Below are 16,710 nucleotides of genomic sequence, written 5' to 3'. Positions count from 1 at the left end.
GGCGGGTCGCGGTCCGACGAAACAGCCCGACGGGCGCGATCAACATCCGCGGCCGACTATATGTTGTCCCGCGCGGCCTGCTCGGAGCAGGCCTTCGCCACCTCCGAGATCGGCAGATTGGCATGGCCGGCGGCCTTCGCGGTGTCGTCGAGGCAAGAGCGCACACCGGCGCGGGATGCAGAGCCACCGCCCGTCGCGTCCAGCTTTCGCAGCAGAGCGTCCTTGTCCACGGCCGATGCACCGGCCCATTCCCGCATCGTGTCGCCTGCACTCAGCGCGAAGGCTGGCGTCGTCAGGAGCACGAGCGCGAGGGCACCAGCGGGACGGTAGCGCATTGTCATGGCCTCGCACGACGGAGCATCTGCATCTGCCCGCGGGATCGGTACGCACAGTGGCCGCGGCAGAAGCCAGGCGACTGGAACTAGGTCGCCACGCGCTGCCGCGGACTGGCGGTGCCTTGGGGCAAAAACGCACAGTGCTCTTCCCTGGCGGACCGTCCCCGCCCCCCCCCTGCGACCCTCGACTCGGCCGCGCCGCGCACGCGCACCGCCGTGTCCGCTCGACGGGACGCGTCCGGGCGCGGCAACGGATCCCGTCTCGTACGCTTGGTAGGACGGGGCTCGTCCCCACCCCGTAGAGACGCGCGCATGGACGATCCCGCCTACAGGCCCGCCCGGCGCCACGCCGATCTCGGGTCGGCCTTCTTCGATCCCGTCACCCCGGCGCGGTTCCCGCAGACGATCCTGCGCTACCGCAACCAGTCCTGGGCGGAACGCGTCGGCCTGGGCGGGCTTTCGGAGGCGGACTGGATCGCCCATTTCGGCCGGTTCGAGCCGCTGCCCGGCAGCTTCGAGACCCCGCTGGCCTTGCGCTACCACGGCCACCAGTTCCGCGCGTACAACCCGGAGTTGGGGGACGGGCGCGGCTTCCTGTTCGCGCAGCTCCACGACCGCGTGGACGGGCGCCTGCTCGATCTCGGCACGAAGGGCAGCGGCACGACGCCCTATTCCCGCGGCGCCGACGGGCGGCTCACCCTGAAGGGCGGCGTGCGCGAGGTGCTGGCGACCGCGCTGCTGGAGGCGCAGGGCGTCTATACCGCGAAGAGCTTCAGCCTGATCGAGACCGGCGAGGATCTCGTGCGCGGCGACGAGCCGTCGCCTGCCCGCTCCGCGGTGCTGGTGCGCCTGTCCCACGGGCATATCCGCATCGGCAGCTTCCAGCGCTTCCTGGCCTTGGGCGAGCCGGACAACATCGCCCGGCTCCTCGACCACACCATCGAGACCCACCGGCCCGAGCTCTGGCGCGACGCGCTGGCGGACAGGGGCGTGGCCTTCCTGGACGATGTGGTGATGCGGGTCGCCCGGATGGGGGCGCAATGGGCCGCCGCCGGCTTCGCCCACGGGGTGCTCAACAGCGACAACATCAACGTCACCGGCGAGAGCTTCGATTACGGCCCCTGGCGCTTCCTGCCGCAGTTCGACCCGGACTTCACGGCCGCCTATTTCGACGCAACCGGGCTCTACAGCTTCGGCCGCCAGCCGGAGGCGCTGTTCTGGAACCTCTGCCGGCTGGCCGATTGCCTGCTGGTGCTGGCGCCTCAGGCGCGCCTGGAAGCGGCGCTCTCAGGGTTCGGGCCGGCCCTGCAGGAGGGATTTGCGCAGGCCCTCTTCCGCCGGCTCGGCCTCGCGCAGGCGCCGCAACCCGAGACCGACCGGCTGGTCGCCGCACTCTGGCGGTTCCTGGGGGAGAGCCGGGCGCCCTTCGAGCGGGTCTTCTTCGACTGGTATGGCGGGCTTGCGAGCGCCGAGCGGGCGCAGGCCAGCCCCTCCGCCGACCACTACGCGCGCGAAGCCTTCGCGCCGGTGCGGGCGGCGCTGGAGCCCCTCGCGGCCGCCCCCGGCGCGCGGCTCGACCACCCCTATTTCGCGGCGGCGCCCTGCACCCTGCTGATCGACGAGGTCGAGGCGCTGTGGGCGCCGATCGCGGAGGCCGACGACTGGTCCCTGTTCGACGCCAAGCTCGCCGGAATTGCCCGGATGGCGGAGGCCTGCGGCACGGCCCCGGCTTCGGCCTCGGCCTGAGCCGCCTCTTCCTCGGCGAGCCGCCGGCGCTCCTCTTCGTAGCCCCCCGCGATGGCGAGATCGACCAGCCGCCGGGTCAGCCGGAAAGCCAACCAGAACAGGGCGAGGCAGAGCAGCGTCGCAGCGGCGGCCTTGAGCGGATCCACGGAGTTCTCCGGCGGTGTCTCCTCGGGTGGAGCGATCCTCTTAAAGCCGGGGCCGGCCGCGGGGCAATTAGACTTGGCGCCATGATGGGATCCGGCCGGGCCGATCCGCCGCCTGGGCCGCGGCGCGGGTTCCACGGCGGCGTGCGATCAGGGCAGCGACGGGTCAGGCGAGGATGCGGCCTCGATCCGAAGCATCGCGTATCGGCCATTTTTCTGAGGTCGTGTAGCTAGAATGAAACATTGTCTTTGGCCATGAAAATAATATAGTCTTCATATTCATCGCTATTTGGCATCATAATCCATCGGTCAATCATATAAACTAAGAATTTGAACTTTGTATAGTAATATACAATGATCGATCCAGATTAACGTTGATCCTAAAATTGATCGATTGTAGATGTTCGGCAATCGCGCAAGCCGCCCGGCTGCCGCAAATCCACACGGCGCATGCAACCGTTCTTCTCCACCGACAAGCTTCACCCCCGGAACGCGTTTCGCCAATGGCGCGACATGATCTGCCAGCAGCTGGTCCCGGTGGAGTTGAAGACCGTCGACGAGGCCCGGTTCGAGGGCAGCATCGCCGCTAAGACTATCGGCTCCGTGCCGATCTCTCGCTTCGCACACACGGCCATGCGCAGCGAGAAGACGGCCGACACGATCCGGCGCGACGGCCGGCACGACCGGGTCTACGCGGTCCTGATCCTCTCCGGCCGGGCTATCGCCCACCAGGGCGACCAGGAGGCGGATTGTCGGATGGGCGACCTCGTCATCCTCGACGCACGCCCGGCCGTCGTCCAGACGGAGACGAGCAGCACCCTGATCCTGGATCTGCCGCGCGATCGGCTGGAAACCGCGCTGGGCCCGTCCCGGCTGTTCAGCGCCCTCAGAATCGGCGGGGATCACGCCTCGACGATCCTGGCGCGGACGTACATCCAGGAACTGGTCGCGGTGGCCGATCGGCTCGGTCCCGACGCGGCCGCCCGCATGGCGTCGATCGGGGTCGATCTGATCGTGGCGAGCCTCGCGGAGCGGCTGGCGCAGGAGGCGCCGCGCCCCACCCACGGCACCGTCACGGTCCAGCGCGCCAAGGCCTATATCGAGGCGCACCTGGGCGATCAGACCCTCGACCCGCCCCAGCTCGCCGCCGCGGTCGGCGTCTCCCTGCGCCGCCTTCAGGAACTGTTCCACGAGCGCGGCCGGCACATCTCCGACTACATCTGGGAACGCCGGCTGGAGGAGGCGGGCAAGCGGCTGATCGATCCGGCCTGCGCCCACCTGTCGATCGGCCTGCTGGCCTATGGCAGCGGCTTCGTCAGCCAAGCCCATTTCGCCCGCCGCTTCAAGGAGCGTCACGGCCTGACGCCGACGGAGTTCCGGCAGGCCGCCCGGCAGAGCCGGCGCGATGCGCCGTGCCGGGGCAGCCCGGCACCCCTCCACATGCCGGGCTGACGGCCGCGACGCCGGCGCGTCCCTCGGTCGCTTCGCGCTCGATCCGGAGAGGGTGTTCAAAGGGGCCGGCCACAACCGCGACCGGGACCGGATCGTGGTATGGCGCCTGCGACCGGCGCCTGCGGACCGGCGGCCGGATGACCCTCGATCAGGCGGATGCCCTTGCGCGAGACCTTCCACATCGAAGTCCTCGGCCCCGAGCCGGACGAGATCCAGACCCGGATCTCCGTGCGCGTCGGCAGCCTGGAGACCGCGCAGGAGCGGGCGCTGCGCCTGTTCGCCCGCGCCCGGGTGCCACAACGGTCCGGGGAGCCGGCCCAGGCCGTCCGGGTGATCGACGGCGCCGGCCGCGAGGTCTTCTACCGCACGCGGTTCGACGAGGGGGATTGATGGGATGCGGCTGCGGGTTCTGATCCTGCCGGGGTTGGCGCTGCTGGCCTGCGCCCTGGTCCTGCGCAGCTATACCCTGCCGCCGGCTCCCGATCGGCGGGGCGGCACGACGCTGCTGCTGACCTGGCCGAACCGTCCGGTCTTCGGCAGCCCCCGGGCCGATTGCCTCGCCGGTCCCGCGGATACCCCGGTGCTGCCCTGCCTGATCGCCTCGGTCGCCCGCGCCCGGGACGACGGGATCATCCTGGCCCAGTTCCCCTTCTGCGCGACCTGCTACGCTCTGTCCGGCCGCATGGCCGTCATGGGTCGCGACCCGGCGCAGACGCAGGCGCGGCTGGCGCAGATCGCCCGATTCGGCTGGTGAGGCGCCCGCCGGCGAGCCGGGCCCGGGCGACGTGCTCGCGGGCGCGCTCCAGGGCGCGGGCAACCGGGAACAGGGGATCGCGCCCCGCCGCAACCAGGAGATGGGCGATCTTTCGCCGCTCGGTCCAGAACAGCGAGCCCAGGGCGAAATCCGGCGGCGCGCAGGAATCGATCCGGTCGATCGCCCACCCGCCGGACACCACCGCCTCGGTCAGGCGGTGAACCAGCTGGATGCCGGGGGCGGTCTCGGGCTCGGTCTCGTCGTGGGCGATCTTCAGCACCCAGGCCTCGGCGCCGGTCACCGGCAGGATCAGGGAGGCGAGCGTCCGGTCCGCCCGGCGCAGGCGCGCGATCCGCACGCCGTCCCCCGCCGCCAGATCGGAAAGGGCGGCGCGCAGGAAGGCGACCTCCGCCGGCCGCTGGCCCAGCCCGGTGCCGGCCCGGCCCTTCCAGCCGGCCGCCTCGAGGGCGACGTGCTCGGTGAGCGCCCGGTCGAGATCGGCCGGCGCGGCGAGCATCTCGAACGCCACGGCGCCCGCCGCGTCCAGGCGCGCGTGGGCGCGGCGCAGCTTGCGCCGCCGCTGGCCCGAGAGGTGGCCGAGATAGCCGGCCCGCGCCGCCGGCGTGCAGGCGCTCACGTCGAGCAGCCCCCGGGCGTGCGGCCAGTAGGCGGCCGATGCGGCTCCCTGCGCCGCCAGGAGATCCGGCAGGAGCCCGTCCGCGGGGGCGTTCGGCAGCAGGAGCCGCGGCGGCAGGCCGAGCGCCCGCGGGGCTGCGCGGAGGGCCGCCAGCGCCCCCGCCGGATCGGCGCCGTCGAGGAGCGGGGCGCCGAAGGGGCAATAGCCGTGGGTCCAGCCCATCAGCAGCGGCAGCGGCAGGCCCCAGCGCCGCCGCGAGACGCGGAACGGCCACACGGCGTGGAACCGCGCGCCCGGCACCTCGGGGGGCCGGTCGGCCACGATCAGCAGGCGCACCCCGGCGCCGAAGGCCGCGCGGGCGGCCAGCGCGTAGCCCGCCTCGTAGAACGGATTCCGGATGGCGGAGACGGCTCTCAGCGCCCGCCAGGCCGGGATCCAGGGTGCACCCGGATCGAGGGGGCGGACCGCCGCGACGAGATCCTTCGGGAGCGTGGCGGTCTCCGGCATGGGTCTCCGTCAGGCCGCGAGCCGGTGGCGGATCGCGCCTGCGAAGCCGAGCACGTCGTAGCGCCACGCCGCCGCCCCCGCCCCGGCGGCGAGCAACACCATGCGCAGCACCTGCCCCGGCACCATGAAGCCCCCCGGCATCAACCCGACCCCGGCATTGACGGCCCCGCAGGCCGCCGCAATCCCCGCGATCCCGGCCATGTCGGCCAGCGGCAGCGGCATCGTCGTTCCCTCGCGCCGGGCGCCGAACACCAGCACGAGGCAGGCCGCGCTCTGGCCGCCCGCGAAGGCCAGCGCCGCCCCGGGGGCGCCGAAGGTCGGGATCAGCAGGAGCGAGAGCGCCGCCACGGTCGCAAGCGTCGCGAAGGCGGCGGCCGCCTCCAGGCCGCTGGTCCGGGTGAAGTAGATCACCTGCCCGAAGTAATAGGCGCGGAACATCATCAGGATGCTCGCCAGGATCAGAACCGGGGCGAGGTGGCGCGCCTCCGCCCGGTAATCGGGCCCGAGCAGCACCGTGACCACGAGGTCGTCGAAGCAGAGGAAGAACACGGCGCCGAACGCCGCGATCAGCGTCATGGCCCGCGCGGCATCGCTCAGCACGCCCTCGGCCGCCGGCATGCCGCCGGTCCGCGCCTCCCGCTTGGCGAGGGAGATCAGCGACAGGGCGATCGCCTCGCCGAACACGATGAAGCTCTGGCGCAGGAAATCCGCCAGCGCCCCGTAGGCGCCGAGGCCCGCCGGCCCCACCGTCTTGGCGATGATCAGCCGGTCGAGGCTCTGAGCCAGCGCCGCCGTCCCGAAGGACAGCACCAGCGGCCAGCCGTAGGTGAACAGGCGCAGGGCCTCGGCCCGGCTGCCGCGACCCGGCATCATCGGCGCGATGGTGGCGGCGGCCGGGAGCGAGGCGACCGCGTTGGCGGCGGCCACCGCGAAGGCGAGGTCGAGGGGATCGGCCGAGAGATGCAGAGCGAGGCTGCCGAGGCCGAGGATCAGCACCGCCCGGGTCATCACCGAGGCCGCCACCGGCCCGACCCGCAGGCGCGTGCGGGCGATCTCGGTCGCGCCCTCGAACAGGGTGGTGCCGCAGGCGAGGGCCAGGATCGCGGCGGCCATCCGGCCCGGGACGAGGCCGAGTTCGGCCGCCAGCACGCTGCCGAGCCCGGCGAGCAGCAGCGTCCCGCCCAGGATGCGCACCACGGTGCCGACCTGGGCCGGCTCGCGGGCCTCGTCGTATAGGGCGAAGAACGCGAATTTCGGCCACTGGCAGGTCGCCCCGTAGAGCACCAGAGCCCAGGACAGGACGTAGAGGTACGTGCCGTAGCTCGCCGCCGGCGCCAGCCGGGTGAACACCGCCACCGAGGCCATGTTCAGGGCGGCGGCGAAGCCGCGCGAGCCGACATAGATCAGGCTGTGCCGGGCGATCATATCTCAGATCGGGTCCAGTGCTCAGCGTCCGCCCCCCGGCGGGCGGGTGGCGTCGAAGGATTCCGCTCGATCGGAAGAAGCGCCGGATGCGCGACGCTCCCTCCCCCCGCAGAGGGGGGAGGGAGAGCGCGCGTGTTCGGACCGGGCCTGGATCTGCCCGATCCGACGCCGGAACGGGAAGCGTCCTGCCCCATCCGGGCACGGATCGGTCCCGCGGCGGGACGTATGGCAGGCGCCTGATACATGACGGCCTGAGCAGTGCAGCCGCCATGCCGTGCCATCAGCCCGCCCGGCGGATCAGGGACGTGCCGGTCATCTCGGCGGGCTGGTCGAGGCCCATCAGGTCGAGGAGCGTCGGCGCGACGTCGGCGAGGCGGCCGTCGGCCAGCGACACCCCCGCGACCCCGACCAGCGCCACCGGGACCGGGTTGAGGGTGTGAGCCGTGTGGGGCTCGCCGGTCTCCGGGTCGCGCATCGTCTCGCAATTGCCGTGGTCGGCGGTGACCAGGAGCGCCCCGCCCTGGGCGGTCACCGCTTCGACGACGCGGCCGAGGCAGGCATCGACGGCCTCGACCGCCTTCATGGCGGCGGCGAGGCTGCCGGTATGACCGACCATGTCGGGATTGGCGAAGTTCAGGATGATCAGGTCGTAGCGCCCGGAGCCGATCGCCGCGACGGCGCGGTCGGTGAGTTCCGGCGCCGACATCTCGGGCTGCAGATCGTAGGTCGCCACCTTCGGCGAGGGCACGAGGATCGCGTCCTGGCCCTCGAAGGGCGCCTCGCGGCCGCCGTTCATGAAGTAGGTGACGTGGGGATACTTCTCGGTCTCGGCCATGCGCAGCTGCGCGCGCCCGGCCCGCGCGACGGTCTCGCCGAGCCCGTTCGGCAGGTCGAGGGGGCCGAACAGGGTGTCGGCGAAGGCGTCGATCTCGACGCTGTACTGGACGATGCCGAGCGCCGCGGCGAAGCGGATTGTCCGCGCGCGGGAGAACCCGGAGAACGCCGGGTCGAGGAGCGCCTCCAGGATCTGCCGGGTCCGGTCCGCGCGGAAGTTGAAGCTCAGCAGGCCGTCGCCGTCGCGCATGCCGTCATAATCGCCGAGGATGGCGGGCTTCATGAACTCGTCCGAGACATCCTCCGCGTAGGAGGCCGCCACCGCCTGCCCGGCCCGGTCGAAGCGGGTGCCGCGTCCCTCGATCAGGGCGTCATAGGCGATCCGGACCCGCTCCCAGCGGTGGTCCCGGTCCATCCCGTAGTAGCGCCCGCACAGGGTGGCGAGGCGCGCGCCCCGCGGCAGGGCCTTCTCGACGGCGGCCACGCAGGTTGCGGCGGAGCGGGGCGGCATGTCGCGCCCGTCGGTGAAGCCGTGCAGCCGGACCGGGATGCCGGCCTCGACCAGCACCCGCGCCAGCGCCACCGCGTGGTCCTGATGGGCATGAACGCCCCCCGGCGACAGCAGGCCCATCAGGTGGCAGGTGCCCCCCGACGCCCGCAGGCCCTCGATGAACCGGACCAGGGCGGGGTTCGTGGCCAGCGAGCCGTCCGCGATCGCAGAGTCGATGCGGGGCAGGTCCTGCAGCACCACGCGGCCCGCGCCGATATTGAGGTGGCCGACCTCGGAATTGCCCATCTGCCCCTCGGGCAGGCCGACATCGGCGCCGAAGGTCTTGAGCCGCGCCCGGGGCCGCTCCCGCATCAGCCCGTCGAAGACCGGCGTCCGGGCCTGGAGGACGGCGTTGTCGGCGCGCTCCTCCCGAAGGCCCCAGCCGTCGAGGATCACGAGCATCACGGGACGCGGGGTACTGTCGGGCACGATCCTGACTCTCCTGGGCTTCCGGCGCGCGGCCGGATCCTGCAGGCCGGACGAGCCCGGCCCCTCGGGCGTGTCGATAGTCGGCTTGGCCGCGCGAGACCACCGCCCCGGGGACCGATCCGGCTACGCCCCCCTCAAAGCGTAGGGCTTTTGACGGTTTCGAATACGCAGCCGCGCGCCGGCGACCGAAATGAAGGTTCCGCGCGACAGGGGCGCCCTTCGGCCCGCCCCCGGGCCGCGACCGTGCCGGTGCCGGGGGGCCACAACTTGACGGTGACAGCACCCGGATCGGGATACGAAGATCTCCCGGGAAAACGGACCAGAGAACAACTTGAGTGATTGCATCGTTTTCACGTTGTGCTAGCCTTAGCCCATGTACTGAATAGGGATTCACCCGCCGTGGCCCCGACCGAGATCGTGAGTTCCGAGACGAGCGCGAATTTGGCACTCGACATGATGGGCCGCGCTTACTTGGCCCTCGCCCTTCTCTACGAGACGGCCCACCCAGGTGAATTCGACGATGTTCAGCGAAAGATCCGCGCGTTCGTCGAGGACAATTTCCGCATCGCCCAGGAAACGAGCCGGAGCGGAAGTCTCGCCGCCGGGACCATCGAAGACGCGTCTCACCTTGTAAACAGCGTCCTCAGCGAGGCGGAGAACAGGATCGCCACGATGATTCGGCCCTCCCGCCATAGAGCGGCCAGAGGATGACTTGATATCGCCTGCCAATATCGGCAACTGTTGCAGTCGAGCCATAAGCCGTCAATAAACGTTCCTGCGCCGCAACGCGCTGCAATCACTACAGCTCACAACGTCGACAGTCTTAACGGGGCGTGTTACCCGGCGCTTGGACAGCGATAAAACTACAAGCGCGACATGAACAGCGACGATAGTGAGGGGGCCGCAGCCATTGCGGATATCGCGCTGGAGATCCTGGCCCGGGCCTATCACGCACTCGCGGTCGCCTACGAACTGTCCAGCCCCGGCGCCTATATGGCGCTTCACGGCATGATGATGCCCTATCTGCGCGACGGCTTCGCCCATCCCGGCCGGGACCCGGCCGATCCCGACACGGCCGAACGGGTGTCCTCCGCGCTGGAGCGAGTCCGCGGCACGCTGGACGATATCGGGTCCGACGTCGCGGCCGTCCGGAGCCGGGCGGACACGGGACCACGCTGACCGGATGCGGTTGCAGCGCGTCCGCGAGAGGGCCCGGGACCGCGCACGGCTGCCACGTCACGGTACAGGAGACGGCCCCGCATGGCCCTCGAACTTGTGCGGCGCCCTGGTCTGCCGAGGCGCTCCCGGTGCCCCGAAGGACCGCGGCCCCGGATCCATGCGGTTACCGGAAGAGCGGCAACGCGGCGCCGATGATGACGAGGCCGAGCATGATCAGACCGCCGCCCGCGCCCTCGAACGTCGCCTGCCGGACCGAGCGCTGCGGGGCCATGCCGGCGAGCGTCACCCCGGAGAACAAGCAGATCGCGCTGAGAAAGGCCATGGGGTCTGAGGCTCCGGCGCCCACGGGACGCCCACGACGACATCGGGCTGCCTAGAATGCAGGCAGACCCTTAAGAAAGACTCTCCGGATTCGGTTGCGCCGGCCTCTAGGCGATGCATCCGGCGCGCTCAGCCACCGGTGGCGTCGAGCGGCGGCCCGCACGGCGGCCTCAGGCATCACGCGACGTGAGGCGTGGATTAACCCGTTGTTAACCACGTCCCGGTCCCTTGGCACGCGCGCCCCAAGTGGATGAGCCGATGTCCGATCTCGATATTCGCACTGCCTTCGCCCAATTGTGCGCTGAGACGCCGGCGGGCGATACCGAAGAGGCCGCCTACGAGGAGACGCTCCGGATCGCGGTTCAGCGCCTCGGTCGCCGGACCCGCGGCCATCGCGTCGATGTCGCGCCGCGGCCCTTGGCGGGCATCGGATCGGCGGAGCCGGACTGCCCCTTCATGATCTCGGTCACGGCCCTGCCCAGCGGGCGTCCGCAGCACAGCCTCTACTGAGCGTTCCTCACAGATCGCCCGAACGCGGGCAGCGCTCTCTAGTCGCAACCAAGCCGCAGGAGTCTCGCGAGAAGCTGCGGGATGGGCCACAGCCCACGGGGCCGGGCCCATCCGGCCCGGACCGCGGCCCCGGTGCGCCAGATCGCGTTGCGGCTGCGGTCCGGCGCCTCCGACCTGCAGCCTTCAGTTCAAGTTTCCGGCGATCGCGGTAAACTTCGTGCTCAGCGAGGAGCCGACAACTTGCAGCGACGCGATGATCGCGACCGCGATCAGTGCGGCGATCATTCCATATTCGATGGCGGTCGCACCGTTCTCTTCGGCCAGCAGACGAAGAATGGTATTTCGCATTGTTGAGCCCCTTGAGTTCTTGTTTTTATAAATCCCCCGCCGCTAAGGATTCCTTACTCTAGGCAATTCATGCCGAGCTGTACAAATAAATCGTTGCCGGAACTGAAGATAAAAATTGCGCACAATGAAGTTGATCATCTGAAGATCGAGCGCGTCCAAAACCATCGGGTAGATCCGTGCTCGCCACGATGCCCCCCCGCAATACGGCCCCAAGGGCTCCGTACCGCGCACGAAGCGCGGCACGGAACTCCGTTTCACGGCGTTTTGCGATACCGGACCCGCATCCTCTCGGCAGGGAGTGCCTCAGGCCGTCTCCCGCCGCGTGACGACGAGCGCCCAGATGGTCGCCGGGATCCAACCGATGATCGTCAGGTGGAGGATGATGCAGAGAATGCCCTGAAGCACCTTCCCGCGCAGGAACATGGCAAGCCATGGCGCCAGGAAGCAGATGATGATCATGATCATGGGTAGAACGGCTCCTTTGTCAGCGAGATAGGCGCCGGGCCGACATCCGGTAGCCCCTCACCGTCAGGCGCCGGAGGGCTGCCCGGGGGCCTATCCGGCCTCACCGCGCCGGCAGCCACCCCTCGCACGCCCCGCAGCCGCCGGAGCGCGTCGCGCCGCTGCGTAACATCTACGGAGATGGCCACGGCGGTGGACCTTGGCAGGAACCGTCCGATCGCGTCCGCCGTTCCTGCGGCGATGACCAACCACGCCGTCCTTGCCGGTTCAGTCCTCGCCGGCGTGGCGCTCTGGGCCGCAGTCTATGCCGCCCTGCTGCCGAAGCGCGGGACCGATCTCGCCGAGACCGGAACCGTGAGCGCGATCACGCGCGTCTCATCCCGGGATGACCCGCCGCCCGCGCCGCGCCGCTGGGCCGATTTGCCCCGCGAGACCGCCACGCGCTCAAGCGCCCTGCCGGCCGATCCCGACGCGCCGTCCACGGCGATCCTGTCGGATGCCGGCCCCCCGGACGCCGGCCACCCGCTGCGCCGGCACCGCCGCGCCCAGATTCGGGCGACGGCCCTGTCGGCCCCTCCCCTCGCCCGGCCCCGCCCCACTCAGGTCCGACCCTTCCACGCCCGGCGGCACTTCAGGCGCATCAGAGAGCCGATCCAGTTCAGCCTGGCCACGCGATCCTCCTCCTGATCCGCCGCCGGAGCCCCGTGGCCGCGGGGTGTGGAACCAGATCGGGAGCTGCGCCGTAACAGCCCGGCGGCGTTCCTGCGTGCTGTGTGCAATCTGCAAGAGGAGGGTCGATGCGTCGTCTCGTACGCGCGATCATGGCCGTCAGTCTGATCGCGGGCGATGCTGCCCAAGCCGCGTCCCTGACCGAGACACCCAGTGGCGTACGGGGCGCAACCAGACCGGTGGTGAGCGACCAGGCCCGGCTCCGGGATCTGGTCGAACGGGACGCGGAGACGTGGCGGCGCATCGCCGCCTCGATCTGCCGCGGCTGCGGTGCCCCGCCGCCGCCGCTGGAGATCACTCGATCTGCCCCGCTTCCCGCCCCGCTGCCCGCCCGGGAGGAGGTCGCGGCGGCGCCGGAGGCCAGACCAGCGCGCGCCACCCTGCGGCCGGTCTCGCTCCGCAGCGCCGGCCTGCAGACGCGTGACGGCGCGCGCTGGCGAGGCCCGCGCGCGGACCCAGCCCCGGTCCGCCTGACCGCGCGGGCACGGCGCTACGCCCGGACCGCGCATCTGCGCGCCCTCCGGCACCACCGCCGCCTGGCGCTACTCCGGGTCCAGCGCCGCAGGCACGCCCTGTTGGCGGCCGAGCGACGGAATGCGGCGCATCGGCTGAAGCTCGCGGGTCTGGGGTCCGGCTTCCTCAGGCCGGTGGAGGGGCGCGCCGGCGGGGACCATCGCCCGGTCCCGCTTCCGCCTCAGCGGCCGGACGCGCTGTGCGCCGAGGATCGCGCGCTGGCCCTGGCCAGGATCCGGCCAATCTCGGCCTGCACCAGCCTTCCATGACGATCAGCGCAGGGCTGCGCGGCCCGGCTCGCCGGAGCGGACGCGACCCATCGGTCGGATCCGCCGCGGCCCCTGCGTTCGGTCCATCGCATCAGTGAAACGCGGCCCAGGCCTGTCCCTGCTGCTCGGCGCGCGCGAGTTCGATGCCGACTTCGTGCAGCAGCCGCTCGACGAGGGGGCGCAGGTGTCCCACCGTCGCCGGCTCGACGAGGGCGTGGGCCATGAGCAGGTGATCCGCCATGGCCTCCAGCATGGACCCCGGCGGCGTCGCCGGCTGGGTCGGGGGCGGCACGAAGCTCCCGAGCGAACCGTAGGCCCGCAGATCCGCGGCCGGCTCTGTGCCGATCTGGGAGATCGATCCGAGGAAGCCCAGGAACGTCTGGTCCGGCGGCCCGAAGGAGGGAACCGCGCCGGCGGCGACCCACCGGGCCCGGCCGTCGGGCGCCAGCATCCGATAGCGCAGGTTGAAGGCGCTCCGCGCCTGGATGGCGGCCTCGACGGTTCTGCGGGCGAGGTCGCGATCCTCCGGATGCACGACCTGGGCCCAGCCGAACCCCGCGGCATCCCGCAGGGATTGGCCGGTGAACTCGGTCCATTCCGGGCTGACGAAGGTCGCCCGCCCGTCCGCATCGGTCACGAAGATCATGGGCAGCCCACGCCGGAGCGCTCCGAAGCCACGGCGCGCGCATAGGCCAGGATTCTCTGGCGGTCCGCGTGATCCGACAGGTTCTCCCAGATCCGCAGCAACTCGCCCTGATCGGCATATTCGGATCCCGGTGCGCCCGCATCGCGGAACGCGGCCTCCGGCCGGCCGAGCGCTGCGGCGATGCGCCGGATCATGCGCTCACGCGGCGGAGACGACGGGGCGATCCAGTCAGGGGAACTCTCCGGCATGGGACGCCTCTCCACGACCCAGGGTACACGCGCTCAGGCCCGCATACGCACGCTAGGGGTGTATTGCAGCGTGCCACCGACTTCAATGTTGAATGATATACACGCGATGATCGACATCGATGCGATGGGGGAGCCGTGTTCGTCGCGGGCGCGAGGACGCGCAACGTCCCCGCGAGGGCGAGGTTCGCGGGTCGAGACTTGGCCTGCGGACGATCCGCACCGCGCGATGACGCTCCGGTTCACAGTTCCGCGCGGGGTCCCGTTCCGGACGCGAAGACGCCCGCCCCGTCGGTTTCGCTTTGGATGGGACATCGGGCCCGCATCCCCGGTCCAGCGCCGGGAACCGACAACGCTCCCTGCACGCGCGGGCGCATCACCGGCGTTCCATCCGGCGCGATGCGCAAACCCCGGGTCAACCTGGGCCGGGCCGAAGATGGACGACCTCGATCACGGACCGACCCGGCACCGCGTCGTTCGGAGGGCGCCGACCCGTCACGTGGCGTAATTCATTTCCGGACATCGAGCAGCCGCTTGCCGTGCAGCACGCACAGCATCGCGAGATAGCTGCCCTGGAAGGTGGTGTTGATCTCCAGCCCTCGCTTCATGACCTTGAACAGCGTTCGCGCCTCGAGCGCGCCCTCGACTCCGACCGCTACAGCCAGGACGAGGGCCACGACGACGACACTCCCCCAGCCCAACCAGCGCGCCGCGATTATTCCCATCACTGCGGATAAGATAAAAACCATATCCCCTTTCCCCCCAAGGGCGACTCATTTTTGGATGAGACTACGTATCCCGAACGTGCCTGGGAAGAGGCAAATGAACCACGCTCAATTCGGTGCTTCGAACCGTCAAAGGTCGAGCGAATATTTTTAATTCAGAACGATGACCGCCAATGCATACGAGAACACGGTCATGATCAAGGTCCAAGCGATCAGCGCAACAGACCGCATGGTGAGCGGCACCGACGCCGGAGATGACATCGATACTTGCCAGAGCGTGCGCAGGATCATGCGCCGCTTGACCACGGGCATGCTCTTTTTGTCGATCATAACCGCAGCACCATTCTGGTGGGCGAGAGAAACGGGCCACCCGGGAACCAGTTACAGTCCAGGAACCGGCCCGGCATACCCTGAACGCATTAAATCGCGCGTCGCACAGGACCAAAAATGCAACGACCGGTGACAATCTTGGCGTGAATTGTACGCTGTAGGATTTTGTCGCCCCATATGTTACCGAGCGGCAACAGGGACGAATATAAACGTCGCAAGTCCACCGCAATCCCGATCGAACCCGGAACCTGTTTCCCGCCTCCCGCAACCGCGAACGCATGGCCTTGCTGCTGCGATCCCGTGTGAAACCGATCGCCTTGCCGGCCTCGAGCCAGATCGGACGCCCGGCCAAGCGCCCCGCTGCTGTTCGGACCGACACCGATTTTCGGAATCCTGATCAGAGACAGATCATTGTCTTGACCAGGGGGCCGGAATACCCTTATGCACTCATTTGACAAGCCTGACGCCTGTCGCAAATCTATATTCGTCGGAGATAAAGCGGAGCCGATCAATGCCGCTCTGTGTCTGCCAGGAATGCGGTCGCGCGAACGATAAGGGAACACCCCTATGTTTATCCTGCGGGCTCACAACAGTCCGCGACGTCACGGCAGACATACTGGATTGGCTGGCCGTTTGGGCGTCATACGGGCTCTTGTTCTTGTTCATAGCCCTCGTGGCCAGCCAATTCATCAATCTCGCCCTTTGGAAGATCTAGATTGTTGGCTTGGGTCGGAGGCTTCATCGCAGGCCGTCACGATCCAGCCGTGCCGGGCTGGCAATGGGCCGCGCGCGAAGCGCCGAGCGGCGGCCGCAACGTCTCCCATCGTTCGCGCATCGCATTGACGCCACAGCACGGACGTCGCGATCCAACAGGTTGAGCAGCAGGGGATCCTGACGCTCGCACGGGCCACCGGCGAATGACCCGGCGCGGGGCCGTGACGTGGGGAGGACCCGTCATACGCGGATCTGCGCCGGAGCTACGGATTGCGGCAGGTCCGCTGCCTATGCGCCCGCCGACCGGTGTACCGGTGACAGGCTTCCGCCGGCCTGCCGATGGCCAGCCGCAGCTGGCGGTCCCGATCGCTGGATGCGGGTGCGGATCGCGCGTGGGCGGCCCGCGGACCTGATCCCGCCCCTGACAGTTGTGGGGCGCCCGCAGTCACGCTCCGCGCTGCCCGTGCACCGCAAGCTGTTTGGCGAAGCGACGGTGAAGCCGACGTAGCGTGGTGGAAGATGATGGCGCGCCAGACAGAAACTGTGAACACCTATGTCATTAAGATCGCAAGATAAAAATCTTTGATTCTTCGTCGGCTATACAGCTCTTACCTCCGCTATGGAGACTCCAGTCAGCTTAAGTCCAACTGCTCATGCCGCCATTCCGCTGATAGATGTGCCCTCAGGGATCGAACGGGACGCGGCGGCGGCCGACAAGGCGCACGCGGGACGGATCAAGACTGGAGAAGAGGAAATTGCGATCCCACACATCCGCAGGTGGGTTCATCCGCATTTTCGGTGCTGGCGGGTGGCTCGGGCGTTGATCAGCGTTGTGGCCCGAGGGCAGCACGATGCCGATCTCCAACCCGTCGATGCCGTCGGTCCCGGACGGTGTTCACGTCGATGA

The 16,710-nt window shown here is 69.6% G+C and carries 20 protein-coding genes; 9 read left to right on the top strand and 11 right to left on the bottom strand.

All coding sequences use genetic code 11. The features are described 5' to 3' along the window. Window positions 1-56: 56 nt before the first annotated feature. Window positions 57-335, bottom strand: a complete 279-nt coding sequence (locus AAHG09_RS23810; protein WP_342109991.1) for a hypothetical protein — start codon at window positions 333-335, stop codon at window positions 57-59. Window positions 336-647: 312 nt separating this feature from the next. On the opposite strand from AAHG09_RS23810, the gene AAHG09_RS23805 reads away from it, so the two are divergent. From AAHG09_RS23805 to AAHG09_RS23790, 4 genes are all read left to right on the top strand, one after another. Further along, a complete protein-coding gene (locus tag AAHG09_RS23805; protein ID WP_342109990.1) occupies window positions 648-2,081 on the top strand; it encodes a protein adenylyltransferase SelO in 1,434 nt (477 codons plus the stop codon). Between the two features lie 593 nt (window positions 2,082-2,674). Further along, complete coding sequence (locus AAHG09_RS23800; protein WP_342109989.1) at window positions 2,675-3,676, top strand: helix-turn-helix domain-containing protein; 1,002 nt, start codon at window positions 2,675-2,677, stop codon at window positions 3,674-3,676. Between the two features lie 162 nt (window positions 3,677-3,838). After that, window positions 3,839-4,066, top strand: coding sequence for a hypothetical protein (locus AAHG09_RS23795; protein WP_091718180.1), 228 nt, complete (start codon window positions 3,839-3,841; stop codon window positions 4,064-4,066). 4 nt (window positions 4,067-4,070) lie between these two features. After that, window positions 4,071-4,430: a hypothetical protein gene (locus AAHG09_RS23790; RefSeq protein ID WP_342109988.1), complete on the top strand. Its 360-nt coding sequence runs from the start codon at window positions 4,071-4,073 to the stop codon at window positions 4,428-4,430. Here AAHG09_RS23790 and AAHG09_RS23785 read toward each other — a convergent pair. The 3 genes from AAHG09_RS23785 to gpmI all read right to left on the bottom strand — a co-directional run bounded on the left by AAHG09_RS23785 (window position 4,366) and on the right by gpmI (window position 8,785). Next, window positions 4,366-5,574 carry a GNAT family N-acetyltransferase gene (locus AAHG09_RS23785; RefSeq protein ID WP_342109987.1) on the bottom strand — a complete coding sequence of 403 codons (1,209 nt, stop codon included), beginning with the start codon at window positions 5,572-5,574 and terminating at the stop codon, window positions 4,366-4,368. The genes AAHG09_RS23790 and AAHG09_RS23785 overlap by 65 nt on opposite strands. Before the next feature lie 9 nt (window positions 5,575-5,583). Further along, on the bottom strand, window positions 5,584-6,999 hold the full coding sequence (locus AAHG09_RS23780) for a lipopolysaccharide biosynthesis protein (RefSeq protein ID WP_342109986.1): 1,416 nt from the start codon (window positions 6,997-6,999) through the stop codon (window positions 5,584-5,586). A gap of 280 nt (window positions 7,000-7,279) precedes the next feature. Further along, window positions 7,280-8,785 carry a 2,3-bisphosphoglycerate-independent phosphoglycerate mutase gene (gene gpmI, locus AAHG09_RS23775; RefSeq protein WP_342110095.1) on the bottom strand — a complete coding sequence of 502 codons (1,506 nt, stop codon included), beginning with the start codon at window positions 8,783-8,785 and terminating at the stop codon, window positions 7,280-7,282. 426 nt (window positions 8,786-9,211) lie between these two features. Between gpmI and AAHG09_RS23770 the strand changes: the two genes are divergently transcribed. After that, window positions 9,212-9,523, top strand: a complete 312-nt coding sequence (locus AAHG09_RS23770) for a hypothetical protein (RefSeq protein ID WP_342109985.1) — start codon at window positions 9,212-9,214, stop codon at window positions 9,521-9,523. A 165-nt stretch (window positions 9,524-9,688) separates the two neighbouring features. Next, window positions 9,689-9,991 carry a hypothetical protein gene (locus tag AAHG09_RS23765; protein ID WP_342109984.1) on the top strand — a complete coding sequence of 101 codons (303 nt, stop codon included), beginning with the start codon at window positions 9,689-9,691 and terminating at the stop codon, window positions 9,989-9,991. 163 nt (window positions 9,992-10,154) lie between these two features. On the opposite strand, the gene AAHG09_RS23760 is transcribed toward AAHG09_RS23765, so the two are convergent. Beyond that, window positions 10,155-10,313 carry a hypothetical protein gene (locus AAHG09_RS23760; RefSeq protein WP_342109983.1) on the bottom strand — a complete coding sequence of 53 codons (159 nt, stop codon included), beginning with the start codon at window positions 10,311-10,313 and terminating at the stop codon, window positions 10,155-10,157. Window positions 10,314-10,570: 257 nt separating this feature from the next. Between AAHG09_RS23760 and AAHG09_RS23755 the strand changes: the two genes are divergently transcribed. Further along, window positions 10,571-10,822, top strand: coding sequence for a hypothetical protein (locus AAHG09_RS23755; protein ID WP_342109982.1), 252 nt, complete (start codon window positions 10,571-10,573; stop codon window positions 10,820-10,822). 183 nt (window positions 10,823-11,005) lie between these two features. Here the strand turns inward: AAHG09_RS23755 and AAHG09_RS23750 are convergent, their stop codons facing one another. Both AAHG09_RS23750 and AAHG09_RS23745 read right to left on the bottom strand, forming a co-directional pair. Further along, the gene (locus AAHG09_RS23750) at window positions 11,006-11,170 is read right to left on the bottom strand and encodes a Flp family type IVb pilin (RefSeq protein WP_342109981.1); all 165 of its coding nucleotides are present in this window, start codon (window positions 11,168-11,170) and stop codon (window positions 11,006-11,008) included. 303 nt (window positions 11,171-11,473) lie between these two features. Continuing rightward, on the bottom strand, window positions 11,474-11,635 hold the full coding sequence (locus tag AAHG09_RS23745) for a YqaE/Pmp3 family membrane protein (protein WP_342109980.1): 162 nt from the start codon (window positions 11,633-11,635) through the stop codon (window positions 11,474-11,476). 237 nt (window positions 11,636-11,872) lie between these two features. Between AAHG09_RS23745 and AAHG09_RS23740 the strand changes: the two genes are divergently transcribed. Both AAHG09_RS23740 and AAHG09_RS23735 read left to right on the top strand, forming a co-directional pair. Beyond that, window positions 11,873-12,319, top strand: coding sequence for a hypothetical protein (locus AAHG09_RS23740; RefSeq protein WP_342109979.1), 447 nt, complete (start codon window positions 11,873-11,875; stop codon window positions 12,317-12,319). Window positions 12,320-12,429: 110 nt separating this feature from the next. Continuing rightward, window positions 12,430-13,143, top strand: a complete 714-nt coding sequence (locus tag AAHG09_RS23735; RefSeq protein WP_342109976.1) for a hypothetical protein — start codon at window positions 12,430-12,432, stop codon at window positions 13,141-13,143. Window positions 13,144-13,234: 91 nt separating this feature from the next. Here AAHG09_RS23735 and AAHG09_RS23730 read toward each other — a convergent pair whose 3' ends face one another. From AAHG09_RS23730 to AAHG09_RS23715, 4 genes are all read right to left on the bottom strand, one after another. After that, the gene (locus AAHG09_RS23730) at window positions 13,235-13,789 is read right to left on the bottom strand and encodes a PAS domain-containing protein (RefSeq protein ID WP_342109975.1); all 555 of its coding nucleotides are present in this window, start codon (window positions 13,787-13,789) and stop codon (window positions 13,235-13,237) included. Beyond that, the gene (locus tag AAHG09_RS23725) at window positions 13,786-13,983 is read right to left on the bottom strand and encodes a hypothetical protein (protein WP_342109974.1); all 198 of its coding nucleotides are present in this window, start codon (window positions 13,981-13,983) and stop codon (window positions 13,786-13,788) included. The genes AAHG09_RS23730 and AAHG09_RS23725 overlap by 4 nt, the downstream gene beginning before the upstream one ends. A 560-nt stretch (window positions 13,984-14,543) precedes the next feature. Then, window positions 14,544-14,711, bottom strand: coding sequence for a hypothetical protein (locus AAHG09_RS23720; protein WP_342109973.1), 168 nt, complete (start codon window positions 14,709-14,711; stop codon window positions 14,544-14,546). 198 nt (window positions 14,712-14,909) lie between these two features. Continuing rightward, window positions 14,910-15,089 carry a hypothetical protein gene (locus AAHG09_RS23715; RefSeq protein ID WP_342109972.1) on the bottom strand — a complete coding sequence of 60 codons (180 nt, stop codon included), beginning with the start codon at window positions 15,087-15,089 and terminating at the stop codon, window positions 14,910-14,912. Window positions 15,090-16,710: the final 1,621 nt, after the last annotated feature.

The sequence above is a fragment of the Methylobacterium guangdongense genome, from assembly GCF_038442355.1.
GTDB classification, from domain to species: domain Bacteria; phylum Pseudomonadota; class Alphaproteobacteria; order Rhizobiales; family Beijerinckiaceae; genus Methylobacterium; species Methylobacterium guangdongense.
The sequence above is the reverse complement of the archived record's forward strand: the minus strand, read 5'-3'. Positions and strand labels throughout refer to the sequence as shown.